At 42.8% G+C, this 26,258-nt stretch carries 28 protein-coding genes; 10 read left to right on the forward strand and 18 right to left on the reverse strand.

Going from position 1 to position 26,258, the window contains the following annotated elements:
- Positions 1-147: 147 nt before the first annotated feature.
- The 10 genes from IQ283_RS01660 (at position 148) to IQ283_RS01705 (ending at position 14,737) form a co-directional block, all read left to right on the forward strand.
- On the forward strand, positions 148-2,598 hold the full coding sequence (locus tag IQ283_RS01660) for a cell wall-binding repeat-containing protein (protein ID WP_194218428.1): 2,451 nt from the start codon (positions 148-150) through the stop codon (positions 2,596-2,598).
- 140 nt (positions 2,599-2,738) lie between these two features.
- On the forward strand, positions 2,739-4,367 hold the full coding sequence (locus IQ283_RS01665) for a cell wall-binding repeat-containing protein (protein WP_194218429.1): 1,629 nt from the start codon (positions 2,739-2,741) through the stop codon (positions 4,365-4,367).
- Between the two features lie 150 nt (positions 4,368-4,517).
- Complete coding sequence (locus tag IQ283_RS01670; RefSeq protein WP_194218430.1) at positions 4,518-7,280, forward strand: cell wall-binding repeat-containing protein; 2,763 nt, start codon at positions 4,518-4,520, stop codon at positions 7,278-7,280.
- Positions 7,281-7,452: 172 nt separating this feature from the next.
- A complete protein-coding gene (locus IQ283_RS01675; protein WP_194218431.1) occupies positions 7,453-9,330 on the forward strand; it encodes a peptidoglycan-binding protein in 1,878 nt (625 codons plus the stop codon).
- A gap of 207 nt (positions 9,331-9,537) precedes the next feature.
- The gene (locus IQ283_RS01680) at positions 9,538-10,209 is read left to right on the forward strand and encodes a DUF2306 domain-containing protein (RefSeq protein ID WP_194218432.1); all 672 of its coding nucleotides are present in this window, start codon (positions 9,538-9,540) and stop codon (positions 10,207-10,209) included.
- A 92-nt stretch (positions 10,210-10,301) separates the two neighbouring features.
- Complete coding sequence (locus IQ283_RS01685) at positions 10,302-12,116, forward strand: cell wall-binding repeat-containing protein (RefSeq protein WP_194218433.1); 1,815 nt, start codon at positions 10,302-10,304, stop codon at positions 12,114-12,116.
- Positions 12,117-12,214: 98 nt separating this feature from the next.
- Positions 12,215-13,483 carry a D-serine ammonia-lyase gene (locus tag IQ283_RS01690; protein WP_194218434.1) on the forward strand — a complete coding sequence of 423 codons (1,269 nt, stop codon included), beginning with the start codon at positions 12,215-12,217 and terminating at the stop codon, positions 13,481-13,483.
- A 188-nt stretch (positions 13,484-13,671) separates the two neighbouring features.
- Positions 13,672-13,959, forward strand: coding sequence for a hypothetical protein (locus IQ283_RS01695; protein WP_194218435.1), 288 nt, complete (start codon positions 13,672-13,674; stop codon positions 13,957-13,959).
- Positions 13,960-13,967: 8 nt separating this feature from the next.
- The gene (locus IQ283_RS01700; protein ID WP_206759417.1) at positions 13,968-14,327 is read left to right on the forward strand and encodes a hypothetical protein; all 360 of its coding nucleotides are present in this window, start codon (positions 13,968-13,970) and stop codon (positions 14,325-14,327) included.
- Between the two features lie 17 nt (positions 14,328-14,344).
- Complete coding sequence (locus IQ283_RS01705) at positions 14,345-14,737, forward strand: nucleoside 2-deoxyribosyltransferase (protein WP_242057213.1); 393 nt, start codon at positions 14,345-14,347, stop codon at positions 14,735-14,737.
- A gap of 56 nt (positions 14,738-14,793) precedes the next feature.
- Here the strand turns inward: IQ283_RS01705 and IQ283_RS01710 are convergent, their stop codons facing one another.
- From IQ283_RS01710 to IQ283_RS01795, 18 genes are all read right to left on the reverse strand, one after another.
- Entirely contained in the window at positions 14,794-15,510 is a 717-nt protein-coding gene (locus tag IQ283_RS01710; RefSeq protein WP_194218438.1) for a hypothetical protein, read from the reverse strand.
- 109 nt (positions 15,511-15,619) lie between these two features.
- Positions 15,620-16,009, reverse strand: coding sequence for a gas vesicle accessory protein GvpU (gene gvpU, locus IQ283_RS01715; RefSeq protein WP_194218439.1), 390 nt, complete (start codon positions 16,007-16,009; stop codon positions 15,620-15,622).
- Between the two features lie 27 nt (positions 16,010-16,036).
- Positions 16,037-16,936, reverse strand: coding sequence for a YtxH domain-containing protein (gene gvpT / locus IQ283_RS01720; RefSeq protein WP_194218440.1), 900 nt, complete (start codon positions 16,934-16,936; stop codon positions 16,037-16,039).
- Positions 16,937-16,955: 19 nt separating this feature from the next.
- Positions 16,956-17,282 (reverse strand): gas vesicle protein, encoded by a 327-nt coding sequence (locus IQ283_RS01725; RefSeq protein WP_160918163.1) that lies wholly within the window; start codon positions 17,280-17,282, stop codon positions 16,956-16,958.
- Positions 17,283-17,309: 27 nt separating this feature from the next.
- Positions 17,310-17,591 carry a gas vesicle protein K gene (locus IQ283_RS01730; RefSeq protein WP_160918162.1) on the reverse strand — a complete coding sequence of 94 codons (282 nt, stop codon included), beginning with the start codon at positions 17,589-17,591 and terminating at the stop codon, positions 17,310-17,312.
- Positions 17,554-17,832, reverse strand: coding sequence for a gas vesicle protein (locus tag IQ283_RS01735; protein ID WP_194218441.1), 279 nt, complete (start codon positions 17,830-17,832; stop codon positions 17,554-17,556). The genes IQ283_RS01730 and IQ283_RS01735 overlap by 38 nt, the downstream gene beginning before the upstream one ends.
- Positions 17,833-17,856: 24 nt before the next feature.
- Entirely contained in the window at positions 17,857-18,660 is an 804-nt protein-coding gene (locus IQ283_RS01740; protein WP_194219559.1) for a GvpL/GvpF family gas vesicle protein, read from the reverse strand.
- 4 nt (positions 18,661-18,664) lie between these two features.
- Positions 18,665-18,925, reverse strand: a complete 261-nt coding sequence (locus tag IQ283_RS01745) for a gas vesicle protein GvpG (protein WP_194218442.1) — start codon at positions 18,923-18,925, stop codon at positions 18,665-18,667.
- A complete protein-coding gene (locus IQ283_RS01750; RefSeq protein ID WP_194218443.1) occupies positions 18,925-19,692 on the reverse strand; it encodes a GvpL/GvpF family gas vesicle protein in 768 nt (255 codons plus the stop codon). Before IQ283_RS01750 ends, IQ283_RS01745 begins: the two co-directional genes overlap by 1 nt.
- A 13-nt stretch (positions 19,693-19,705) precedes the next feature.
- Complete coding sequence (gene gvpN, locus IQ283_RS01755) at positions 19,706-20,617, reverse strand: gas vesicle protein GvpN (RefSeq protein WP_194218444.1); 912 nt, start codon at positions 20,615-20,617, stop codon at positions 19,706-19,708.
- A 23-nt stretch (positions 20,618-20,640) separates the two neighbouring features.
- Positions 20,641-20,907, reverse strand: a complete 267-nt coding sequence (gene gvpO / locus IQ283_RS01760; RefSeq protein WP_194218445.1) for a gas vesicle protein GvpO — start codon at positions 20,905-20,907, stop codon at positions 20,641-20,643.
- A gap of 55 nt (positions 20,908-20,962) precedes the next feature.
- Positions 20,963-21,223 carry a gas vesicle protein GvpJ gene (gene gvpJ / locus IQ283_RS01765; protein WP_159786140.1) on the reverse strand — a complete coding sequence of 87 codons (261 nt, stop codon included), beginning with the start codon at positions 21,221-21,223 and terminating at the stop codon, positions 20,963-20,965.
- 19 nt (positions 21,224-21,242) lie between these two features.
- Positions 21,243-21,704 carry a gas vesicle protein GvpQ gene (gene gvpQ, locus IQ283_RS01770; RefSeq protein WP_194218446.1) on the reverse strand — a complete coding sequence of 154 codons (462 nt, stop codon included), beginning with the start codon at positions 21,702-21,704 and terminating at the stop codon, positions 21,243-21,245.
- Between the two features lie 25 nt (positions 21,705-21,729).
- Entirely contained in the window at positions 21,730-22,218 is a 489-nt protein-coding gene (gene gvpT / locus IQ283_RS01775) for a GvpT/GvpP family gas vesicle accessory protein (protein ID WP_242057214.1), read from the reverse strand.
- A gap of 32 nt (positions 22,219-22,250) precedes the next feature.
- Complete coding sequence (gene gvpA / locus IQ283_RS01780; RefSeq protein WP_194218447.1) at positions 22,251-22,511, reverse strand: gas vesicle structural protein GvpA; 261 nt, start codon at positions 22,509-22,511, stop codon at positions 22,251-22,253.
- 502 nt (positions 22,512-23,013) lie between these two features.
- A complete protein-coding gene (locus IQ283_RS01785; RefSeq protein ID WP_194218448.1) occupies positions 23,014-23,772 on the reverse strand; it encodes a sulfotransferase domain-containing protein in 759 nt (252 codons plus the stop codon).
- A 98-nt stretch (positions 23,773-23,870) separates the two neighbouring features.
- Entirely contained in the window at positions 23,871-24,473 is a 603-nt protein-coding gene (gene cysC / locus IQ283_RS01790) for an adenylyl-sulfate kinase (protein WP_194218449.1), read from the reverse strand.
- Between the two features lie 18 nt (positions 24,474-24,491).
- Positions 24,492-26,243: an SLC13 family permease gene (locus IQ283_RS01795; RefSeq protein WP_194219561.1), complete on the reverse strand. Its 1,752-nt coding sequence runs from the start codon at positions 26,241-26,243 to the stop codon at positions 24,492-24,494.
- Between the last annotated feature and the right edge of the window lie 15 nt (positions 26,244-26,258).

The raw sequence follows: 26,258 nt of genomic DNA on the forward strand, positions 1-26,258 counted from the left end.
TTCTATGAAACTAGTTATAAAGTAATGTTTTGAATATGTTAACTATTGTGACAAAAAGGACCATTCACCTAGTAGTCTAGTATATAATGAAAATCGCGGAGACATTCCGACAAAATTTGAGTTTTCGAAAGGGAAGGGATTACGTACATGAATATGAAAAAACCTCTTTTCGGCGTTCTATCAACAGCGGCATTAGCAATGGGAATTGCAGCAGCTTCACCGTCCACACCTGTAGAGGCGGCAGCGGGCGATTTTGATCTTACAATTATGCATACAAATGATACACATGCGCATCTAGATAATGCTCCAAAAAGAGTAACAGCTGTAGAAGAAATTCGTGCAGCTCGCGCCAATACAATTTTATTAGATGCTGGTGATGTTTTCTCTGGTACACTTTTCTTCAATAAATATAAAGGTCTCGCAGACGTACAATTTATGAACATGATGAAATACGATGCGATGGTACCGGGTAACCACGAATTTGATGAAGGTCCAAAGACGTTCTCTGAGTTCGTCAAGCAAACGAAATTCCCGATCGTAAGCTCAAATATTGATTACAGCAAAGATCCTTATCTTAGCCCTCTATATAAAAATGAAATGGCGATGACTGGTGATGATGGTACCATCTATCCAGCCGTTATCCTTGATGTAAACGGTGAAGAAGTGGGTGTGTTCGGTCTAACGATTGAATCAACAGATGAGTTATCAAGCCCCGGCGAAACGATTTCCTTCCAAAATCATCAGGAGCAAGCTGAAAAGATGATTAAAATGTTCGAGGATAAAGGCGTAAACAAAATCGTAGCCCTTACTCACCTCGGAAAAGCGGTTGAAGTTGAACTAGCTAAATCAGTAGAAGGCATCGACGTTGTTGTTGGTGGTCATAGCCACACAACAATTGAAGAAGCGGTTGTAGTTGATACATTTGAAGATCCAACTCTAGTTGTACAAGCAAATGAATATAGCAATTTCTTAGGTGATCTTGAAGTGACGTTTAACGAAGAAGGCGTGCTAACTGATTGGGATAATGAACTTCTTGATTTGGGTAGTAAAAGTAAGTTCGAGCCTAACGCAGAAGCAAAAGCTCTCTATGATGAACTGAAAAAACCACTCGAGGAAATTGAGAAAGAAGTAGTCGGTCAATCTGACGTTTATCTTAATGGAAAACGTGCATCTGTAAGAACAGGTGAAACGAATCTAGGAAACTTAATTACAGACGGCATGCTTTACAAAGCTCAGCAGTTTACTGATGCAACAATCGCAATCACGAACGGCGGAGGAATCCGTGAATCAATCGATGAAGGTCCAATTACGTTAGGAGAAGTTCTCACAACGATGCCATTCGGTAACAACCTCGTCACGCTTGATATGACTGGTGCAGAAATCATTGATTCATTGGAGCATGGGGTAAGCGGGGTCGAAACTCAGGAAGGTCGCTTTGCTCAAGTAGCCGGGCTTCGGTATTCCTTTGATAAAGATCTTCCTTCTGGTGAACGAATTCTAGATGTAAATGTGAAAACAGAAAACGGCTATGAAGATATTGACCCAGAAGGGACTTACACTGTTGCAACTAACGCATATATCGCTCAAGGTGGCGACGGATACGATGCAATGGGTGAAGCTGCCGCTGACGGTCGTATGAACGAACTTTTCTTCGTAGACTTTGAAGTATTTACAGAGTATCTCGATGAAATTGGAACGGTTAAAGCGAAAGACGAAGCACGTATCGCTGAAGCAGATGCTGAGCGTATCCAGGGTGAAACGCGCTATGAAACGTCTGTGAAAATTTCGCAAGAAGGCTGGGAGACTGCAGATACGGTTGTTCTCGCACGTGGCGATTCCTTCCCGGATGCACTAGCAGGAGCACCACTTGCTTATAAATACGATGCGCCAATTCTTTTAACAGAAAGCGGATCACTGAATAAAATGGCGAAAGAAGAAATTGCACGTCTTGGTGCGAAAGATGTCATTATCCTTGGTGGCACAAGTGCGGTAAGCAATTACGTGAAATTCCAGCTTGAAGGTATGGGAATTGAAGTTGAGCGTATTGCAGGGGACAACCGATTCGATACAGCTGCAAACATTGCAGCGCGTCTTGGCGGATCTCCAAATAAAGCGATTGTAGCAAACGGCATGAACTTCCCGGATGCTCTTGCAATTGCGCCATACGCTGCACAGAAAGGTTATCCAATTCTTTTAACAGAAGCGGATGAAATTCCATCAGCAACTAGCAATGCGCTTAAAGGCATTGATGGATCGATCATCGTTGGTGGCGAAACAGCTGTTAACGGTAAGCTCGATGCGAAGCTACATGCTGAAGATCGCTATGCAGGGGACAATCGTTTCGGTACAGCGGCTGATATTGCTACAAATCTTAACCCTTCAGCACGTGTTTACGTTTCCACTGGCATGAACTTTGCTGATGCCCTTTCAGGATCTGTTCTGGCAGCGAAACAAAATGCTGCAATGCTATTAGTGAAGCCGAATATGCTTCCGAAAGAAACAACAGAAGCAATCGAGGACATGGAAGCTTATGACTTTAACGTTCTTGGTGGAGAGAATGCTGTAAGTAACGACATTTTAGATCAGCTCAAAAAGTAATTCATTTATTACGAAAGCGCGGGGAACGTGTCCCGCGCTTTTTGATATTTATTTTATGAATAGGCAGGTATTGAAGAAAGGAAAGCTAATTGTATACGTAACGATTCGTTATAACGAATTATTTTTGGGGAGGGTTCTGATTGAAGAGGTCGGGAAAGCGAAAAATCAGTCCGCTGTTGCTATTGATTCTCGTGATCACCATGCTTATGCCGTCTCAAGCGTTCGCCACTGCAAGTCTCGATGAAGAAAAAAATAATGTCTATTATGCTGCCCTTGGTGATTCACTCGCGGCTGGCGTCATGTCAAACAATACTCTTGGTTTGAGTTACGCCGACTACATAGCTCAGGATCTAGAGCGCGTAGGTTTATTAGGAAGCTTTGAGAAACCTTTTGCGGTGCCTGGAGCGACTTCTAAAGATTTGTTGAACGCTTTGATGGATCGTGATATACAAGTTAAGATCGCCTCCAAAAATATGATAACGATTACGATCGGTGCGAACGATTTTCTTCAAGTACTCGGTTCGGAACCGGAACGATTGAAGAACCCAGAAGAAGTCAAAAAGATTATCACTGAGCTATCGGAAAATTACGCTGCTATTATGGGAATTATAAGGAGTGTGAATGCGTCCGCGGATGTTTATTTAATGGGATACTACAATGGTTTTTACGCATTCCCTGAGGCAGAACAGCGTTCGCTCGTTGAACTGACAAAGACGGTGAATGGGATCATTAAGCAGATCGCGTCCGATTCATTCAGCCACTACGTTCCCACCTATGATGCCATTTCAACGGATTATGCAACCTATTTGCCAAATCCTAAAAACGTTCATCCATCGGCAGCAGGTTACATGGCGATCGCCGATGAATTTTGGAAGCAAGTGAAATTGAATTTGCCAACAAATGTTGATAGAATCGCTGGAGCTAATCGGTATGAGACAGCGGTGAAAATTTCGCAAGAAGGGTGGAAGCAAAGCGCGCAAGGAGTTGTGATAGCAAGAGGTGATGATTTTCCTGATGCGTTAGCTGGTGCCCCGCTTGCCTATGATTTAAATTCACCCATTTTATTAACACACTCTGACGGTCTTGATCAAATTGTAAAGGATGAGATTGAACGACTCGACCCAGATTTCGCCATACTTCTTGGAGGAGAGAAGGCTCTTTCCAAAGATGTTGAAGATGAATTAGGCAAGATGAAGATTCCAGTCGAACGAATAGCAGGAGCGGATCGCTATGAAACAGCTGCAATGATAGCGGTGAGTCTTCCTCCATCAAATAAAGCTGTTATTGCGAACGGTATGAAATTTCCAGATGCTCTTGCAATTGCTTCTTACGCAGCGGAAAATACGTATCCTATCTTGCTAGCAAAACAGAATGAGCTCCCAGAAGACACGGCCCAAATTCTCAAACAATATCCTGAGAGCATTGCCGTGGGCGGTACGGCTGTTATTTCGGAAAGCCTTTTCGAAAAGTTACCAAAAGCAAAGCGATACGGGGGTAAGAATCGTTATGAAACAGCTTCAATTATTGGAATGGAATTAAATCCATCGCATAAGGCTTTTGTCTCAACGGGTCTTGAATTTGCAGATGCGCTAACAGGAAGTGTTCTTGCTGCCAAAAGGGACAGTAGTTTTTTGTTAGTAGATCCATATAACATGCAGGATGCGGTCATTGAAGCAAAAGAAAAGTTAGGCATCTATCATTTTACGATTCTAGGAGGTCCGAAAGCAGTTAGTCCTTCCATTGAAAGGGAGCTTATTGGAATTGAATAGTCGAATAATTATTTCTGAGGGATCAGCTTACGAGCTGGTCCCTTTTGTTACCGAAAATTGCAGAATTATGGCAATTTTTTACTCGCTAATGGTAGACTTGTAGAGTATAAAATCTACTGAAACACTTTGGTCAACTATAGGGGGAGCAGGATGAAGAAAAGCATCTATGGAATCGGTTTACTTTTATGTAGTCTGTTCATCATTTTGGGAGCAGGCAAGGCAAATGCCATGCCTGCGTTACAAGAAACGCAGGAGCTCGTTCAGCCATCAGGAGAGACATTTAAGGCGTCACTCAGCGGCAGTGAAAATTTTCATTGGTGGACGGCGAACGATGAATCTGTGATTAAAATAGGGGAAGACCAATACTGGTATTACACTCGTATTGTTGGTGATAGTCTAGAAGTTACACAAGCTAGATTTGCTATTAATAAAAAGCCTTCTGACGCGGCAGAGCTTGAAGATGTGAAGAAGCTCCAACCGACTGAAGGAATGAATACAAAGCAAAAGGAGATTCCAAATACGGATGATTCATTTGATTTATTGAGTGCAGGAGCAAAGGAGAACACGCTTGTTTTATTAGTTGAATATAGCGATGCAAAAATCACTTATTCAGATGCAGACTGGCGTAACCGATTCTTTGGCACTAGTGGGAGTACGCTTAATCACTATTATGATGAAGTTTCAAAAGGAAAGCTTGGATTTAAAGGGGCTGCCGAATCAAGCGGAACAAATGATGGGATCGTAAGGGTCACATTACCGTATGCTCACCCTCGTCCTGAGACGGCAACAAATCCAGATAGTACATACTCACAAATCATAAAAGATGCGCTAAAGGCATCGAATGATAAAGTAAACTATGCTCAATTTGATCAAAATAAAGACGGTTCTATATCCTCAGAGGAATTACATATTGTCACCATTGTGGCCGGTGGTGAAGCAAGCTATGGAGATACGGGGAAAGTGGTTTGGGGTCACATGTCGAGCCTTTATGAAAGCGAAGCTCCTCGTCTTGATGGAGTAAAAGTAGGCTCTTATCAAGGGAACGGCGGCTACACGATGTTTGGGGAGAAACATGGCGGACATATGGCAACCGTTGGAATTATTGCACATGAAATGGGCCACGATCTGGGGCTACCGGATCTTTATGATACGGACGGCACTTCAGATGGAGTTGGCATCCACAGTTTAATGGGGAGCGGTTCTTGGACAACCCATAACAATGAGTACGAAGGAGCTTATCCAACTCATCTCGATCCATGGTCCAAAATGGTGCTTGGCTTAGAGCGACCTATAGAAGTGCAAAATAATGGCTCATATGAAGTAGGGAATTTCACTACTGACGACTATTCCATATTGAAATTAAAAACAACCGATGAATCGGAGTACTTTTTAATTGAAAATCGTCAGTTTACTGGCTTTGATATCGGCTTAGCTGATCAGGTGACGTCGCCTGGAATTGCCATCTGGCATATTGATGAGCAGCAGCTGAAAAATCGTCAAAACAATAGAAATGAAGCACATAAAGCGGTGGATGTGGAAGAAGCAAATGAAAGTAAATTGGGTTACCCGGAATTAGATCAAGATCCAAATACGCGATTATACTACGATCATTATTATAGCGGGAATGGCTACAGTCGCTTTAATAGCTCTACATCACCAAATAGTAAAGTGTATTCAGGGGCTAGTTCAGGCGTTGCAGTTACGGTCGTTGATCCGAATAGCGATACGATGACGGTTTCAGTGAAAGTGCCACAGGGAGACGATCAGCTTCCACCTGTATGGGCTAAAAACGCAGAGCTTACGGCTAGCTCTATCAAAAATGACAGACTTACATTAAATTGGTCAGAGGCGACAGATGCTTCTGGCGTTGAATCTTACATCGTCTATAAAAATGATCGCGTGTTAAAAGAAGTGGAAGCCACGACAAGAAAACTTACCGTTCAGGGGCTTACCAAGAATAAATCCTATGATTTTCGAGTAGAAGCGGTGGATAAGAAAGGCTATGTTACAACGAATGGCCCAGAATTGACCGTAAAAACGTCAGCAAACACAGTAAAACGAATTGAAGGTGCGACTCGTTTTGATACGGCAGCGAATGTGAGTGCGAAAACGTATGATAAGGCGGAGACGGTTTTGATTGCGAGAGGTTTAGATTTCCCAGACGCTCTCTCTGGTGCGCCACTTGCTTATCAACTAAAAGCGCCTATTCTCCTTGCGAAAACGAACGAACTTCCAAAAGAAACGGTAGATGAAATCAACCGACTCGAGGCGAAAAAAGCGATTATCTTGGGTGGAGTTAACGCGATTTCACCTGCAACGGAAAAGAAAATTAAGTCACTCGGACTAGAGGTTGAGCGGATTAGTGGTGATAATCGCTATGATACTTCCGCAAAAATTGCGAAGCGCATGGGAGGAGATCCCGAGAAAGCCGTGATCGCCTACGGTCTTAATTTTCCAGATGCTCTTGCGATTGCACCATATGCTGCGCAAAATGGCTATCCCATTTTGTTAGTGGATAAAGAGACAATCCCTGCGGCAACAAAACTCGCAATGAAAAACATTGATGATACGATTGTCATTGGTGGTGAAAGTGTGATTACAAAAAAAGTGTATCAAGGTCTTTCGTCACCAGAGCGTATCTCAGGTGCCAATCGGTTTGAAACGGCAGCTAAAGTGAAAACCACCTTTTATCCAGAAGCTAAATCAGCTTATTTGGCGACAGGATTCGGCTTTGCCGACGCCCTTGCAGGCTCTGTGCTAGCGGCGAAAGATGGCGCACCCCTTTTGCTAGTAAAGTCTGATGAGCTTCCAAAAGAAACGGTAGAAGCGATGAAAGGTATGAACGACTTCAACTTGTTAGGCGGTCAGTCAGCAATCAATGGAAAAGTTGAACAGCGCTTATATCAGGAATAATGCGACAAAAAATACTTTCCAATAGTAAGAGATACAGGGAATTTGACCTGTATCTCTTATTTTTTGTAATAAATAACAGGATATCTCTTAAACTTTGTTGAATTATAGCCGATAGTAAAGACAGAGTGTCGATATTTGTGGCAGCAATTTAATTGGAATGAGGAGGATCTGGATGCAACCTTCATTGGTCAAGAAAGCAATAACTGGTTCTGCGCTTGTCGCTGGAGTAATGTTTGTTCAACCTGATGGTGCAGAAGCAGCGTTTGGGGATCAAGAGCTTAAGCAAGGCATGAATAATCAGGACGTCAAAGAGCTACAGGATGTATTGAAGGCGAAGGGGTATTTTACTTACCACACGTCAACAGGATACTACGGTCCAATCACAAAGGATGCAGTCAGCCAGTTCCAACAGGCTGTCGGGTTAAAGGTTACGGGGGTAGCAACAACTGATACCCTTCAAAAGTTAGGAGGAACATCAAAAAGCCAATCTTCAGCTGCGCCATCTTCATCGGTTTTACAAGTTGGCTCCCGTGGGCAAGAGGTGACGGATCTTCAGTCCAAACTGAAAGCGGCTGGCTACTATTCCTACAACGTGGATGGGATTTATGGTCAAATTACACAGAAAGCTATACAGGATTTCCAAAAAGAAAAGGGGCTTTCCGTAACAGGGAAAGCAGATTCTACAACGATCAGTGCCCTTGCAAACGCAAGTTCATCAAGCTCAAAATCATCAAGCTCTTCTTCCGATATTTCCATCGGGATGCGGGGGAGTGCAGTAACGGATCTTCAGTCAAAGCTGAAAGCAAAAGGCTATTATACATATAATGTAGATGGCATTTTTGGTCAAATCACGAAGAAAGCAGTACAAGATTTTCAAAAGGCAAAGGGACTGTCACAAACAGGCGTAGCGGATAGTAAAACCTTATCGGCCCTGTCAAAGAGTGGGAATGCAGAAAAACCTGCGAGCGGCCTTACCATTGGCTCTCGAGGAAGTGCCGTAACAAATCTTCAGCAGCTATTGAATGATCGTGGCTACTATTCCTATAACATAGACGGGATCTTTGGTAGTATTACGCAAAAAGCGGTCAAAGAGTTTCAAAGTATCGTAGGTTTACAGGCTACAGGCATTGCGGATGATAAAACGATCGATGCTTTGAAATCCAGAAGTCAGCAAGAGACGTCAACAGTTCTTAAAGTTGGTTCAACCGGGAGTGCTGTAACGGATCTACAAAATAAACTTAAAAAAGCAGGAACGTTCCACGTTGAGGCGACAGGCTACTTTGGCCCTGTCACTGAAAAAGCGGTCAAGGACTTTCAGAAAGCAAAAAAGCTGCAGGTGACAGGCACTGCAACAAAGGAAACAATGAATGCGCTTGACGGCTTAACAGATAAAGTTGAATCATCCCCTTCAACTGGAGAAGATTATGGTGATTTGTTAAAGAAAGGTTCCACAGGATCACTTGTGAAAGAGCTTCAGTCTAAATTACAAGCGATTGGTTTATATAGCGGTCCGCTTGATGGCGATTTTGGAAATGGAACAGATCGAGCTGTTCGAAACTTCCAATCACGCAACAAGCTAACCGTTGATGGAGTTGTAGGACCAGCGACATGGGAAAAGCTAAAGCAATCGACAGGATATGAAGGGAATAGCAATGGGGACACCGGAAGCGGGAGCGGCAGTTCCAACTTCAGCGTGATGGACCTTATTGCAGATGCATCTGTATACATAGGTGTTCCTTATGTGTGGGGTGGAAACACGCCAACACAGGGCTTTGACTGCAGCGGATTCCTCGTCTATGTGTTTAACAAGCAGGGCGTTTCATTGCCAAGAACAATGGCGCAAATGTGGAACGTTACAACAGCTGTTAGCTCTCCATCCGTAGGAGATATCGTGTATTTCACAACATACAAACCAGGTGCGTCACACGGAGGCATCTACATCGGAAACAATAAATTTATCCACGCCGGCTCTTCAACAGGCGTCACCATTAGCGACATGACATCAAGCTACTGGGCACCGAGGTATTTAGGGGCGAAGCGCGCGCATTGATTTTTCAAAAGGGGTCAGGTACGTGCCTGACCCCGCTTAAAGACAAAACCAGCAAAAGTGTCCTCCTATAGCGGACGCTTTTGCTGGTTTTTTTATTCATAAGATCACCTAAAACTCCTGTTTTTACAGTGTTTACCAGATATAATTGGGGTAGGGGTCAGAGAGGTACCTGACCTCCACCCACACATAAACAAAGGAGACGATCCGATGTTCAAACTCTTTCTTTTCCTTCACATTTTCGCAGGGTTTAGCGCCCTTCTCACATTTTGGCTACCCCTTGTTCTAAAAAAAGGCGGTAGGTGGCACATACGAATCGGCTGGTTCTTTGTTGCGATGATGGCGATTGTAAGTGTGACAGCAGCTGGAATGGCTTTTCTTCGTATTTTCATTCAACCAGATACCTCCCCAGAACGTTTTTCTTTTTCGATTTTCTTGCTCTTCATTGCTGTTCTTAGTTCATCGACCGCATACTATGGTTTGCGCGTTCTGCGCTTTAAGCGCAAAGCTGATCAGCATCGTCACCTTGGTGATCTTGCTTTCGCAAGCTTACTATTTCTATCAGGAATAGCCTGCTCCATTTACGGTTTTACCTCAGGAAATACGCTCATCTCCTTTTTCCCTTTTCTCGGTATTTTTCTAGGTCTTGGTCAATTAGCATATTGGCTTCGCCCAATGCCTGTGAAAAACAGCTGGTTGCTCGAACACATACAAGGCATGATCGCCTGTTCCATATCAACCGTGACGGCTTTTACCGTGTTTGGAGCTCCCCAACTATTAGGTGGAGGGTTTCGGAGTATTTACCTTTGGATTTTGCCTACGATTGTACTCGTACCGTTAATTTTTTATTTTAGTCGGAAGTACTCAGTTCCTAAAAGATAAATCTACTAATTTTTTGATAAAAATTGGAAAATAATCCAATGGATGCTAGAATGAGAGAGGAGTTTACGTATGAAGTCTATAAGGGGGAAATGATGGGTAAAAAAATGAAGAGTTTACTAGTAATGATGCTGATTCTGACGCTTGCCTCGCCATCAATGGCAGGAGCTGAAGGGAAAGAAAAGGTTACATACAATGATATCAATCGGATGATAACAGAGAGTGCGTTAGAACATAATATTCCACCAGAAATTGCGAAGGCAGTGGCGCTGAAAGAGAGCGCGTGGACGCAATGGTCGGATGACGCGCAAACGGAACCATTCGTTAATGCGAAAGATGGCGGCATTGGTTTAATGCAAGTAACCAGTCACGTATGTGAAGGTGATGAAACAAAGGATTGCTATAACCCAGAACAACTCGGAAATGATGTAGGATACAACATCGATGCCGGTTTAGATATTTTAAATGAAAAATGGAGCTACGGAGTAGATGGTGTTATTCCAACGATCAACACAAATGATCGAGATATTCTAGAACACTGGTATTTTGCGATTATGGCCTACAATGGCACTGTCCCTGTTAATAGCCCGTATTTTCGTGATGCTGACGACGGTACGAGAAATCTAGATACGTATCAAGATAGGGTCTTTACTCTTTTAGAAGATCATAATTATTTAGATCTGAATATGGAAGCTATCATCTTTGAACGCGATGATTTTTCTTATGACCCTAAGGAAGATGATCCTATAGAATTTAATAAAATGCATTATGCGGTTGATGACGAATTGACTCGCTCGAGAACACTATTAAAAGAAGGCGATAAAGTTTCAACGGTAGCAGGTAAAATAATGAAGGATTCTCCAAGCGGTACGAATGAGATTAAAATTAAAGAATCCCAAATTGCAACTGTTTTAGATAGCCAATTTTATGTAGATAAAACAAAGAACAGCCCTATTGAACATTGGGTTCGCTACCATGTACAACTCGCTGATGGAAGAACAGGTTATATGGCTTCAAGTAGCCTGAATCCGATAACTGAGCGTCTGTCAGGTAGCAACCGGTACAACACATCCATTGAAATCTCGAAGGATGGTTGGCAAGACGGTGCAGATACAGTCGTGATCAGTCGTGGTGGTGACTTTCCAGATGCTTTAGCAGGAGCGCCCCTTGCTTATCAAGAAGATGCACCAATTCTGCTAACACCAGATAATAAGCTAACGAATGAACTTAGAAACGAAATAAAACGTCTCGATCCGAAAAAAGCCATCATTCTCGGAAGTGATAATGCTGTTAGTCCAGATATTGAAAACGAACTTTCCAAGATGGGAATGACAATTAACAGAATTGGTGGCGACGACCGATTTGAAACAGCTGAGCTCATTGCGCAGCAACTTGAATCAGATAGCAAAGAAGCAGTTGTCGCATTAGGAATGGATTTTCCAGATGCTCTTGCAGTAGCACCTTATGCTGCGAAAGAAGGCATGCCAATTCTATTAACGAAGAAAAACTCGCTCCCGGAATCGACTGAGGATGCGCTATCTGAAATTAACAAGACAATTGTTGTAGGCGGGTCAGATGTTGTGAACGAGAGCGTCTATAACCAACTGTCAGATGATCGCATTCGTCTTGCAGGCGATGACCGATTCAGCACGGCTGAAGAAATTATGAATTACTTCGGGGATGGAGCTAAGACAGGCTATGTAGCAAATGGCTTAGGATTTGCTGATGCTCTTACAGGAGCCGTTCTTGCTGCTAAAAATGACGCGCCGTTAATTCTTTCAAAGAAAAATGAGCTGTCTGCATCAATGGAAAAGTCAATCGATGCTCAGCAACTAAACCGCTTTGTTCTTCTCGGCGGTCCGGATGTTATCCATGTTGATGACGACCTCGCTAAACTTACGGTAAAATAATCTTAACTGCCTTCTGATTTCGGTCAGAAGGCTTTTGTATAGCGTAAAGGGGTCTGACCCCTCTCTGTCCCCCACCACAGTAAAGGAGTGAAGGAATAATGACCATAGCCGGAAAAACAATTAAACAGTGGAAAAGTGACCACCCATTGTTAAACGATCTTCTTCAATTAAAAGAAGTATATTGGAGAAATCCGCAAAAAGGAAAAATGGCTCAAACAACTGAGCTTTCGATGACAGACATTCAAGATGCTGAAGCTCGTATGAAACGCTTCGCTCCTTATTTTCGCAAAGTATTTCCAGAAACGAATGGCATCATTGAATCTCCTATTTCAGATATTACCAAGATGAAAGAAAAACTTGAGAAAGAAGAAGAGATCAGCATTCCAGGGGACCTACTTCTAAAACGAGATGATATTCTCCCAATCGCCGGCAGCATTAAGGCACGTGGAGGCATTTATGAAGTGCTCAAACATGCAGAAAAACTTGCGATCGGACATGCAATTTTAACGAAAGATGACGATTATTCCATTTTAGCTGAGAAAAAGTTCACAGAGTTCTTCTCAGCCTTTTCGATTGCGGTCGGTTCAACAGGAAACCTCGGTTTAAGCATCGGGATCATGTCAGCGAAACTCGGCTTTAATGTCACGGTCCATATGTCGAGTGACGCAAAGCAATGGAAGAAAGACCTTCTTCGCGAAAAAGGCGTTCAAGTTGTGGAGCATCAAGCAGACTATGGTGCTGCTGTAGAAGAAGGGCGGAAGCAGTGCGAGAAGAAACTGACTTGTTATTTTATTGATGACGAAAATTCAAAAGACCTCTTTCTCGGATATGCAGTAGCAGCGCTTCGTTTGAAAAAGCAGTTCGATGAGCGCGGCGTAAAGGTGGACGCTGAGAACCCGCTTCACGTGTATCTTCCATGCGGAGTAGGCGGCGGCCCTGGCGGCATTGCTTTCGGGCTTTCTCAGGTATTCGGAGAACACGTGAACTGCTACTTTGCAGAACCGACGCACTCCCCGTCAATGCTTATCGGCTTAATGACAGGCCTACACGATCAAGTATCCGTTCAAGACTTTGGGATCGACAACATCACTGCGGCAGACGGTCTTGCTGTAGGAAGACCATCAGGCTTTGTTGGACGCGTCGTTCAACCGATTCTTAATGGTGTTTACACCGTCACGGATGAGCGAATGAAAGAAATGCTCCGCTGGGTTTATGAAACAGAACAAATTAAGCTTGAGCCTTCAGCTCTCGCAGGAATGAGCGGGCCACAAGTAACAGCGGTAGATGGAAAGAGTATGCGTGGTACGCACCTTGTATGGGCAACAGGTGGTAGCCTTGTGCCGAATAAGGTGTGGAGAGAAGAGTGAAGGGGGGCAGGTGCGAGTCAGACCCCCAATAAAGACAAAACCACCAAAATAAGCTGGAAAGTCCCCTAATTGAGGACACTTCAGCTTATTTACATCCTCAAACTTATGAAACAATACGACCTCCAAATTCGTATCTATATAAAGATTGGTCAAAAATGTAAAATGATCTTATTTGAGGGGGCGAGGAGTTGGAATTGTTCTTAGAGATTTTAGGATTAGCAGGTGATCTTATTTTTTGGAGAGATCCTCCAGATGGGCAGCGAATCGAAGCGAATATTGCCGCATTGATGGCATATAGCTGGTTTGTCGAGCTTATTGAGAAACCTCACTATAACAAGTTAATTCAAGAAAATTCTTCTGTACGAAATGTAATTGGAAAAATGAACATAAAAAAGCTTAAAAAATCACCGATGTATGAAGATCGAAAAGAACGGAAATTAAAAAAAGTAATTCAAAAACAGCTAGCGGCCGGTTGAGAAAACAAATGAAACGGAAGATATGTCGCATAGTACTTCTACTCACATCGCTGTATTTGATCACGAGCTGTTCTCATAATCTGCTCATTTCTGAGAAGTTTTCAAAACTAGAAATCAAAAACATCGATACAAAAGTCGTTATCCATACGGTAGAAGATCGAGAGAAAGTGAATAACGCTGTTGAAAAGATCAACTCTGCGAAGCGAACGGATACTTGGGACATGACTGGCAGTTCTTTTAGGATCATTCTTTCCAATGAGGAAACTACGCTACCAATCCCATACTACAAGACGGAAAATGGATGTAACGGAGAAGTAGCGGTTCGTGGCTACTACGTCTATACCAATTTCTGTTTCACAACCGAATGAGAACGGGGGAAAGCAAAGTGAACTTTTACATTGCATCGAGTTTTCAAAACAAACAACACGTGCAAACACTCGCCGCAGAATTAAAACGTCATGGCTTCAAGCATACATACGATTGGACGACAAATGAAAAAGCCGCTACGTTCGATGAACTTGCTTCAATCGGAGAAGCAGAATTAGAGTCAGTAAAAACAGCTGATTTCCTTATTGTCCTGCTTCCGGGAGGAAAGGGAACTCATATTGAACTTGGGATTGCGTTAGGTCGTGACACCCCAGTTTACCTGTTCAATGAAGAGGGATTCCATAACGCAAAAGAGGCGAGCACCTTCTACCATACTAGCGGGGTAACGAGAGTGGAAGGGAGTCATGAGCAGCTCGTTAAAACCATTTTAGAAAAGCAGCATAGCTATTAAAAGAAAGGGGGTCAGGTTCGCACCTGTCCCCCCCGCCCTCTAACGTGCCCCCTCCATTAAACCGCCTCCGCCCTCACTCTCCGTCCACGCACCTCACGCACTACTTTCCAAATCACAAACACACCAAGTCCAGTAATTAGAATACTGAGCGTGTAAGTCAGCTGCACTGGTTTATCATCTTTCACAAATATGCCAAAGTAGCCCCATAAAAACACGATCGGATAGATTAAATCGTCGTTGTAAAGGCTGAAGTAGACCGCAAGTCCTGCGCCGATAATGAGCATGATAATCGTCCAGGTTAACTCATTCATACCAAAAATCAGCGATACGTTATTTTCTTGCGCGACGACGAACGCATCCACGATCGTTGCAATCGATGTCCAAGCGAGATAGAAAGAGAACGGTACGCTAAAAAAAGAAGAGCGCTCAGAATTTTTGGTAATAATAGCATAAAGGATAGACAAGGTAATTAATGAACCAGCGATAAACAAAAGCGCAACTGATTCACTTACAAGAAGAGATGTTCCTGATAACAGCATGCTAAATGCAAAAAGATAGGAAACTTTCACATACAGTGCCTGATCACACTCACTCGCGGTGAATTGTCTAACGAGTGAAATGAGCAAAAGTAAATAAATCAATAACCAAATCGCGAACGTATAGCCGGCGGGGGCAATCAGTACATCATTAGTACCCGACATATCTCCTGAGAAGAGGAGTGAAGAGGCGAGCAAATACAAGTAAGCAGCAATCGTAACGAGCTTCATGGTCATGACCGTTCCTCCTTCATAGGTCTAGTTACTCGTATGCTCCCCTGATTGGAGGATTCCTATTAAACAAAAAGGAACAGAGAATGGCGATAAGCCTTCTCTGCCCGCGATATCATTTATTCGCACCTGAAATTTTACCAAGAAAAAATCCATCGATTTCACTTAATTTTCCTCTCCAAACAATCTTGCCCTGTGAAGGGGTTGGCTTGCTATCGCCGAGATATACCTTTGTATTCTTTAAGTGAATAAAATTGGTCTGCGCATCATTTGTTTCTTCTAAAGTTTGTCCAGCATCAGCAAGTTTTTCACTCAATTTCTGAGCTACATCATTTCCGTTTCCAATTGATTCGCTTAAAGTATCAAAATACTCCTTTGCGGAAATCGTTGTTCCGGTAATCAGCGCTCCATTTACATTTAACGTAATATCCATCGCAAAATCATGTTTGTTCGAAGCGTGCGTGAAAAATTCAAGAATACTGTCTTTGCTTGATTCAAAACCCATCTTCACTTCTCCTTTCGCTGCAGTTGATTAAGAAGACGTGTCGTCATTACTTGAAAGTGTCGTTACTTTTTCTTTTTCATCACGGTTTTGCTCATCATTTTTATCACTCGTCTTTTTTGAACTGTTTGATTTTCGGGAAGTGCTTCGTTTCTTTTTATTTGATGACGACGAGGACTTCGGTTCTTCCGATTCCTCATTTTCATCCTCATCCTCTTCGTCGTCCTCATCTTCATCACTTTCTTGAGTGTTTTTCATCTTCTTATTGTCAGGAGTTTTATCTTCCTCCTCGTCTTCCTCTTTTTCGTCACTGTCGTCGTTCTTATTCTCCAGTTCACTTGAAGTTTTCTTATTCTTCTTTTTAGAGATAGGCTTACTTCCTTCGTCCTCTTTGTCCTCTTCGTGATCGTCCTCCTCAACATCTTCACCAAGTGCTCTCGTCAAACGGTCTAATTTTTCTTCGATCTGACTAAGGCGATTTTGGAGAGAATCATTTTCTTCTTTCAAAGAGTTGTACGCCTCATCTTCCGATTCCTGCTGTTGATCGGCTTTAACTTGCTCATCGGCTTCGATCGTTGGTGCTGCTTCATTGGAAGCGAGAATTGTTTCATTCGATTCTTCATTTTCAGGATCTTCTTGCTTATCACGCTTAAAAAGGTTAGCGGTTGATGTTCGAATCGAACCTGCTGCTTGCTTTGATTTTTCTTTTGTAGCTCGTCCAAAATCTTTTCCTTTGCTCTTCAACTTTTCCTGATCGATTTTGGCGATTAACTTTTTCCCGTTTTCCGGTGTAGCTAGGTAGCCAACAGTAGCACCAAGGATACTTCCCGTTACTGTTCTCGTAAGTGGGCCGTTCATTCCAGATTTGTTCTGATTCGTTTCCTGCTGAGGCTGAGTTTGGCTTTCAACTTTCGTATTTTGTTCTGTCATGATAAATCCCTCCAATAAATTATTTTTCATTTAGGCTAAGACGATTTTGGCTTAAGTTGTTTTCAAGTGCTTCCAATCTTTCTTGTAATTGCTTGTTTTCTTGTTCAAGTGCGGCTGTTTTGTTATCGGCGGCTTTCGAGCTAAGGTAGGGGTCATTTTCCCACCAGTCCATCCCTATTTCTTTTGCTTTATCAACGGAAGCGACGATTAAGCGAATCTTAATCGTAAGAAGTTCGACATCAGCGATCCCGACCGTAATATCACCGGCAATCACGACGCCTTTATCTAGCACTTTTTCTAACACATCGACAATCGTATTTGACTGCATCTGATGCTCAATAGCCATCTGAATGCCTCCTTTACCTGAAGCAAATTAAAGCAAGTTGCCAAGTGGGCCTAGATCGATGTTCAAATCTTCCGCATCAAGGCCAAATACATCCTTTAACTCTTCCATTTTTTCTTCTAAATTCATTAATGCGACACCGAGGTTCTCAACCTGCTCATCGGTTAACGTGCCGCCTTCAACACGTCTCATCGCATGTCTCTCGACAATCTGCCGTAGAAGTTCGACGACCGTAAGCACAAGCTGGGCGAGCCCTTGCTCGGCGTTATCAGGGTCAACGTTGATGCGACCACTCGTCGGGTTGTGCTGCATGATCCAAAGCCTCCCTATCTCGATCAAATTGTTCTGAATTTATGATTTTTCGTGTACCCTGCTTGTGTTGCACAAGCGTCTCTACAGATGAGATTAGTACGCGTAAGTCGAGGTAGACGAGGTCAACCCCAGCAATGGAAATGATTAAGTCTCCTTTAATCGCCACCCCTTTATCAAGAATGACGTCTAAAATATCGATAAGGGCAATGTCTTTATTTTCAATGGTTTCTCGTACCGTCATGGCAATTCATCCTCACTGTCTTCACTAAGAAAAGCTAGAAAAATGGTAGGGGGGCCATGGTCCAGATACTTCAAATTTCCATCCGGCTTCTTCAAAATCTCCTTCGTATTGCTCGACGTTGTTTAAAAACGTCTCCACGTTAGGCGAAGGGAGGAGAAAAACGCTATTCCACGCCATTTTTTCCTTACGGCCCGTTACATCCTTACCCCAAGTTTTCTTAATACTTCCGTAGAGAGAAACGCTCTTAAGCTTTTCATGAATGTCTTCACAAAAACGGTTTTTCTCATCTTCGAGTTCTTGATTGATCAGCTCGTCCATTTTCTTTTTCTCGAAAAATTGTCTGCCACGAGGTAAAACACTAATTTCTTCTCGTTTCGCTTTAATGACCGGATTGCTTTCACTTACTTGCTGTTTGATCTGCTCGTCATCACAATAAATTTTAAGATTCCATTCTTCGTTTCCATCAAGTAGTTCAAACGTTTCCTTCAGCTTCGTTTTGTTTTTATTAACCGTTTCTCGTAAGCTTTCTTCATTTTTATAAAGCGTACAGAATTTTAACGGGACAATCGTATATTGCTTCGCGAGCTGTTGCACCGTTTCATGATGATGAAATGCTTTTTCTTGTAGCCATTCCATATCATTGTTGATTTTGTCGCTAATCGTTTCTTCTGAATAGGCTGCATGATCCAGGTGACAAACGATTGCTGTCACGTCTTCATTAGGAAGCATAAAGATCTCGTGCTCACCATCAAACCCTTTTACAGAAGGGAGGGGGTGAGTTGCTTCACTTGTTGGGATAAGACCGTATAAGTAGAGGAGGTCCCCCATATCGTCACCTTCCATCTTTTTTCGTTAATTCTTCCCATTGCTCCATTTCTCGCTGCTTCGCAATTTCATAGCGCATCAGCAATTCTTCTTCTTTTTCCGTATAAGCATCTTCTGGCAGTTCGCCAAGCTCGTACATCATTTGAAGCTGAATTAACTTCTTTTGAATGGTAGGAAGATCGTATAATTCTTTATCTGCTTCTTCTTTAATTTTCTCACCGACTTTAATGACAAGATCAAAAGGCGCGGTAACCAGTTTGTGTATCATTACGCTTCTTCTACCTTTAAGTGAATGTTGACGAAATTATAGGCGGGCCATGGGCCGGTATAATTAAAATCAACTTTGTCTTTCCACTTCTCATGAGCTTCATTGACCTTTTGATCAAATTCCTGCTCACGATCGCGGTCTATGAGAAAGGAAGCATTTAAAAGCATTTTTTCACCAAGTGGGTCATTTGCTTTCGCCGACTCTGCCGTTTCTTCTAATGGAACGAAGATCTCCTGTTCAATTTCTTTTTGAAGGGAGACGAAGAATTTTTGTGCCATTCCCCCGAGCTGAATGCGCTCATAATACCCAGCCGCTTCTGATTTCCCTTTGACAGCTGCTGCCATTTTCTCTACCTCAGGGTTGTCGTTCACAGCGGCTTCAAGCCATTCTTTTTTACCAATCACTTTTAATCCAACTTCGATTTTGCCTTTAATATTCGGAAAAAGGTTCACGAATTGCGGATAGAGGTTTTCAAGGAGAACCTTTACATCGTCTTTCGATTTAAATACGTTCCCAAAGCTAATTGGAATAACCGTATCCTTCTGACTCATCACTTGAGAGACGGCGTTCTGATGCGTTAAGAGATTATCTTTCTTTGGATGATAAATTTTCATCGGCACTTCTGCCGCTACCATCGCGGCATCTTTGTAGCGAATCGTAAAAATGTCACGATTTTCGTTTTCAAGTTCAATTGTGCCAAAATCATCATCCTGGTTCGTTTGAATGGCACAAAAAATATAGATTCCCGTTGTTTCTGCTTCACTCATCGTTGACACTCCTTTATTCCTTAACAACTTTCATGTTTTCACAAGCATCTCGTATCACTTTTTCTACGGATTCTTGGTCTTCTTCTAAGCATTCGCTCATCGTGTGAGCTGTTATATCAAGACATAGACGTTGAAAATCAGCGTTTTGTCCATCTATGGGAATATCAGATTCAATCGCGAGGGTGGCGATCATCATGGAAGCCCGCAAACTTGGTCCGTGATTCGAACAATGGCTCCGTAACTCTGAGATCATGGAAGTGACTGCGCGTGCTTCACTCATGACCAGGTTCGCTTTCTCAGATACGATTAGCGCCTCGCGTTCAGGATCTTTGTAATCGACATTGATCGTAATTAGGCGGTCTAATAAAGCATCCTGCGTTCGATAAACACCGGCATATTCGGCAGGATTGCTGGTGAAAATTACCGAGAATGCAGGGTGAACGCGGATAAAAGGTTCTGTTAACTTGGAACCGTATAATGGAAGAATGCCTTCTTCAAGGATCGATAGGAAAAGGTTATTTGTCGTTGGTTGTGAACGCGTAAATTCGTCGTAGACGAGCGTATAGCCATTTTTCACAGCTTCCAACAAACGCCCATCTCGCCATGTTTCCGTCACGCTTTCATCTTTCTTATAAACCGATCGAACATATTGATCGACGACTTTTTTACTTGTATAACCAGTAAAATCACCAATTAAATCTTTGTTATTTAACTCATGATTTCCATGGATAAGCATCACCGGACGATTTCGCTTTTTTGCTAAAGCTAGGGCAAGAGATGTTTTTCCAGCACCTGATGGGCCGATATAGTGGACAGGATAGCCGGATTTCAGGTACTGAAGTGAACGTGAGAGCAGTTCCTTTGTTTCGTCATCCTGTATAAGCGCGCGTCGATCCTTTTTCTTGTGATTCGTTAAAACGGTCACGTCACATACCTCCTGCTCGTCGCCTACATTTCTTGTCCGATCGCACTTCGATAGCGGACGTCACGTCTCGAGAAAGAGACCACTTCTTTTTCATTATTTAAAAGCACTTCATATGTTCCGAGCATTTCATCTTTCGCGTACTTTTTCATATATTCTTTTTCTTCGATCACTTCAGCAATCACTTTCCAGCCTTCTTGGTCGTTCATTTCGACGGAAGTAATTTTATGGAGGGGAGCTACATGCTGGTTAAAAAAATCGGCTACTTGATTCATAATTTCCTTGATTTCCATAGTGTCCTCCTATCGTAATAGGGGAGGCGGCGATCCGCCTCACAATTGATTTCAGTTAAATACTAAACTGTGCGTTACGCTCATTCTGCTGATTCGCGAGACCCTCTTCTTGAACGTCATCACGAAGCAGACCAACGGCTTCCGCATAACGGAGCCACGTATCGACACTGGCAATGACGACGCGAGCTTCAATCGTAAGAATCTCAATTCCTACAACCGAGACGCGAGCGAAAGCGTCAATGACAATCCCCTTATCAAGAATACGGTCGATTACCTCAGCAAGACTTGAACTATCGGCACTTTTTTGAATAGCCATCATCATTCTCCTTTCATACTTAAGATGTGATCCGTTTAATGTCTTTCGACGATTTAATGTTTTCAGAGCTTTTAATTTCGGTGGAGCTTTTAATGTCGAGTGAACTTTTGATATCACTCACGCCTTTAAGACTTCCAACGCCTTTCACTTTTGTCTTCTTCTGATCAGAATCAGACATTTTTTCCTGGAACTCTTCGCCGGCTTCTTTTGCATTTCCAAGCTTTTCGCGAACAGATAAAAGCACATCTTGTACTTTCTCTTTCGCGTCTTCCGCTTTAGAATGAACGTTTTCCGCGTTTTCCTCTTTGGTTTTCTCCAATTTCTCAGAAGCTTCATTGACCTTTGATTGAACGCCATCCTGAACGTGATCCCGCATATCATCAGCGAACTTTTCCTTCGCTTTGTCCATCACTTTTTCTTTCACAGGCTCTGGCGTATGCTCAGCAACCTTTTTTACGATTTTCTTACCTACATGACTCATCGAATTCCCCCTTAAGGGACGTCTGTTATTTTGAATCTACTAAGCTCGAAAGCATGTTTTCGATTCGGTCTAACCGCTCGTTTAACTGTTTATTTTCTTCTCTAATTTCATCGATTTCTTCATTGGAAGATGAAGCGGCTACTTCATCGTTGGCTTGTTGCTGTTCTCCGCCGCCCTTCTTCGTTGATGAGAGGAGACGTCCTTCATATTTACTCATGTAGCCAGTCGCCGTTTGCCTCAATGTAATCATCGCTTGTTCTGTTATGAATTCTTGTGCCGATTTTCTTAGTTCCTTACCGGCATTTCTTACCGCTTCCGATTTGCCGAGGCTTTCAACGACTTTTTTGCCTGTTCCAGGATTTGAAAGTAAACCAACCCCGGCGCCAACAACGCCACCAATGATGGCGTAGTTCAATGATGGGCGTTCACTCGTTTCTTGTTGCTTCGTGTTCGCACCGTTTTCCGGCTGCGATAAAATTTTTCCACTTGTATGATTCACATCGTTTTCACTCATGTTTTTCCCTCATCTCTATTAGAATGGATTCATTAAACACTAAACTGTGGTGCGCGATCTTGATCCCGATTGGAAAGACCTTCCTCCTGGACGTCATCTCGAAGTAATCCGACGGCTTCTGCATAACGAAGCCATGTATCGACACTTGCGATGACGACGCGAGCTTCAATGGTTAGAATTTCAATCCCAACAAGAGAGACTCTCGCAAATGCATCAATCACAATACCTTTGTCGAGAATACGATCAATCACTTCCGCCAGACTCGAGCTGTCAGCGCTTTTTTGAATACTCATGCTTTCACTCCTTTTACGCGAATAGTCGATATGAGACTTTTGAACTGGATTTTTTTAGTAGAGTTGATTGTTGATTAAACGGAATATACCTCGGTGTGAATACCTTGAAACCACCGTATTTACCGCTATATCTTAAAAGAGTCATTTTTCCGACATCTTTTTACGGTTTTATAAACTTTTGTAATAAAAGTTTCGTTGATAAGTAAGGGTTTTCAAAAAAAAAACGAGAAGAAAAAACAATTATTACAAATACATTACATTTTTTAGACGCTTATAGAACTGAAAAACTATTGAAAGGAAAGTAGTACAAAAGACGGTATGGTGGGGGTTGGAACGAAAAAAGAATGAGAAGAAGGGGGTCAGGCGCGAGCCTGACCCCCTTTACAAACAAAAGTAACAAAGTGTCTCTCACAGAAAGACACTTTGTTACTAGTAATCTTATTTTTTGCTGAAAGTGAACGTCTCAAATCTATAGAAGAAAATCACATGGGGGAAACTAAATTTATCTCCCATACCCCAATTCATCTAACAACTGCCCTGCATGTTTCATAAATAGCGCTTCAAGCTCACCGTTTAATTCTTCACGCCAGCTGCCGATTTTTCCTTTTCGGAACGTAACGGATTCTTGTGGTTTGATGTTTGCCGTCATTTTTGTGATCAGTTCTTCACGATTGTAGCTATGCGCTATGTCACCCCAAAGAAAATCAATGATTTCACCAGTGGCTTTTCTTCTTTTCTCTTCTGAAGACATCAGGTCTTCAAATCGAACAGAGTGAACGTTTGGACGCCCCATCCACTCACTAAAACTTTGGTACCACTCAGCAAAATGAGGTTGCACAGCAACAAAAGGCGTGATCGGAACGCCCCCTTCGATTAGAAATTGAATCCGATCGTTGTGCGTAAATCCTTCCTGCATAAACGTTTCATAGAGATGGTGAGCTGGCACCTTTGGAATAAAATGTGCGTATGAAATGAGCACGTCACGTGGATCTCTCAGTACAAAAATTTGTTTTAACTTTAAATCTTCAAAAAATGTCTCCCACTCTTTGGAATAATGGAAATGTCCATTTAAGAAGCTGTGGTTAGGAAATGCTCTTGCAGTGGCCAATTTTTCTTCCGTTTGGTAATGAAAATGTCCGTACATACCAATGAACGGATCATTTTGCATACCTGGTACACCGAGCAGTAGTTGTTTTAAAAGATGCGTCCCGCTTTTCGGAATCGAATTTAATAAAAAGCGTGGTAGCTTTGTGTCAGTCAAACGTGTAAACCTCCTTTAATAAGCAAACGTGGTGGTGGACTTGCTTTACTATCCTATGAAGAAGAATGGTAAGAGGAGTGGACAGGGGGCCCGCCTGTTTACACATTTAAGTACCCGTTTTTTACCAAAAATGATTTGATCGTTTGAACAGCTTCTTCAATCGTTTCCTTTTCCGTATCGATTGTAAGCTCTGGCGAAACCGGAGCTTCATAAGGCGCATCAATTCCTGTGAACTGACGGATCTCACCTTTTCGCACTTTGGCGTAAAGGCCTTTAGGGTCACGGTTCTCACACGTTTCCACACTGGCTTTCACATAGATTTCAATAAATTCTTTGTCGCTGAAAAGTCCTCGAATCTTATCTCGCTCTTGCTGAAAAGGGGAGATGAACGCAGCAAGCGTCATAAGGCCAGCATCAACAAAAAGACGAGAGACTTCACCGATTCTTCGCATATTTTCAATCCGATCTGCATCTGAAAAGCTAAGGTCTGCGTTCAACCCGTGTCGAACGTTATCACCATCTAGCCTGTAAGTATGCACTCCTGATGCATGTAAGGCATTCTCAAGCTCAACCGAAATCGTTGATTTTCCTGACCCGGAAAGTCCTGTGAACCAGAGGACAGCTCCTTTGTGCATATTCATTTTTTCACGGTCCTGTTTCGTCACTTTTCCTTCATGCCAGGTGACATGTTTTTCTTTCATTTATTCGTCCTCCTTTCATTAAATCATCACAATAAACCGAACGATCAATAGCGTCGTCATCATGACGATCAGCGTTAACGGGAAACCAATTTTCAAAAAGTCGTGAAAGCGATAGCCTCCGGCGCCATAGACGATCAAATTCGTTTGATAGCCAATCGGGGTCATAAAACTTGCGGAGGCTGCAATTGCGACAATCATCGCAATGGGGAGGAGGTCAATCTCAAGCGTATGGGCAACCTCGATGGCAATGGGAAACATAAAGACAGCGGCAGCGCTATTTGTCATCATTTCAGTGAAGATGTTCGTTAACACATAAATGCTAAGCAACGTTGCAAGAAGCCCGAGCGGCGCCGTTAATTGGATAAGGAGACCTGCCATCGAAGCGGCTACACCTGAATTCAGAAGCGCTGTACCAATACCAAACGAACAAGCGATCATAAGGAGAACATGCCATTGAATCAAATCACGCGCTTCGCCTGGCGTCACAACCTTTGTTAAAAAGAGAAGCAGCGTCGTCACAGCCATAGCAGTGAGCATGGAGAGAACGCCCATCGTAACGAGAATAATCATGACACCAAGCCACCCAATCGAAAGCCAGCCTAATCTGATTTGACGCTGCGTAACGAGCTTATGATCGATTGGGGTAATGTCGTAGAAATCCTTTTGCTTATGAAACTGCTCTCCCGCGATCATTAAGAGAACGTCACCTGGTTTTAAGACAATATCACCAATTTTCGATTTCAGGCGCTGATTTTGGCGATGAACAGCGATTACGGCTGCTTGATGCTGGTGTCTAAAATTGGTGTCCTTTATCTTTTTGAAAAGGTGTGACGAATGAGGTGTGACAATCCCTTCAATGAGCTGGTGATTCTCTGGAAAATAAGATCCGGAGCTTCCCTGTAGCTGTAGTCCCTTCATCCGCTGTATCTCAGCGATGGTTGAGATGTCACCACTAAAAACAAGGCGGTCCCCTTCCTTCAGAACCGTCTCGCCTGATACAGGCGCGATCGCTCGTTCGTGACGCATAATACTGACGAGAAATAACCCTTTCAAGCTCCTTAGCTGCGCTTCTTTTACAGTGCAATTAATATAGGGGAATTGTTCTGTAACAAGCACTTCACCGGTGTATTTTTTGAGCAATTCAGGTTCAGTGAAGAATGCAGAACGTCGATCTGGAAGCAGGTTGTTACTAAAGAAGATCAAATACGCGAGACCGAATAGCGTGATCGGAATTCCAATCGCACTAAGCTGAAAAAAAGAAAAACCAGCATAGCCGTTTTCGAGTAGCAGTCCATGAACGACAAGATTTGTCGAAGTACCAATTAACGTAATGGTGCCGCCAAGAATCGTAGCGTAGGAAAGCGGAATAAGAAACTTCGAAGGAGACACCCCGTTTTCATCACACCATTTTTTCACCATTGGGGTAGAAGCGATCACGATCGGCGTATTGTTCACAAATGCTGAAATGAACGATATCGGAAATAGCAATGTAGTCAGGCGTTTCTTTGGTGAATGCGAGCTTTTTAGGAGACGTTGAAAGAGGCGATCCACAATGCCACTCCGCTGAATGCTTCCAGCTACGATGAAAAGAAGGGCAATCGTAAGCATCCCTTCATTCGAGAATCCGGCCGTTGCTTCCTCAGGCGTAATAATGCCAGTGAATAGAAATAAGACGAGAACCGAGGCTAGAATGACCTCAGGTCGTCCTTTTTCAAAGAAAAGACAGTAAAGCATGATGATCATCGTGATCAATACGAAATAGAATGCCATCATTCAGCGCACGCG

Source organism: Pseudalkalibacillus hwajinpoensis (assembly GCF_015234585.1).
GTDB lineage: Bacteria > Bacillota > Bacilli > Bacillales > Guptibacillaceae > Guptibacillus > Guptibacillus hwajinpoensis_B.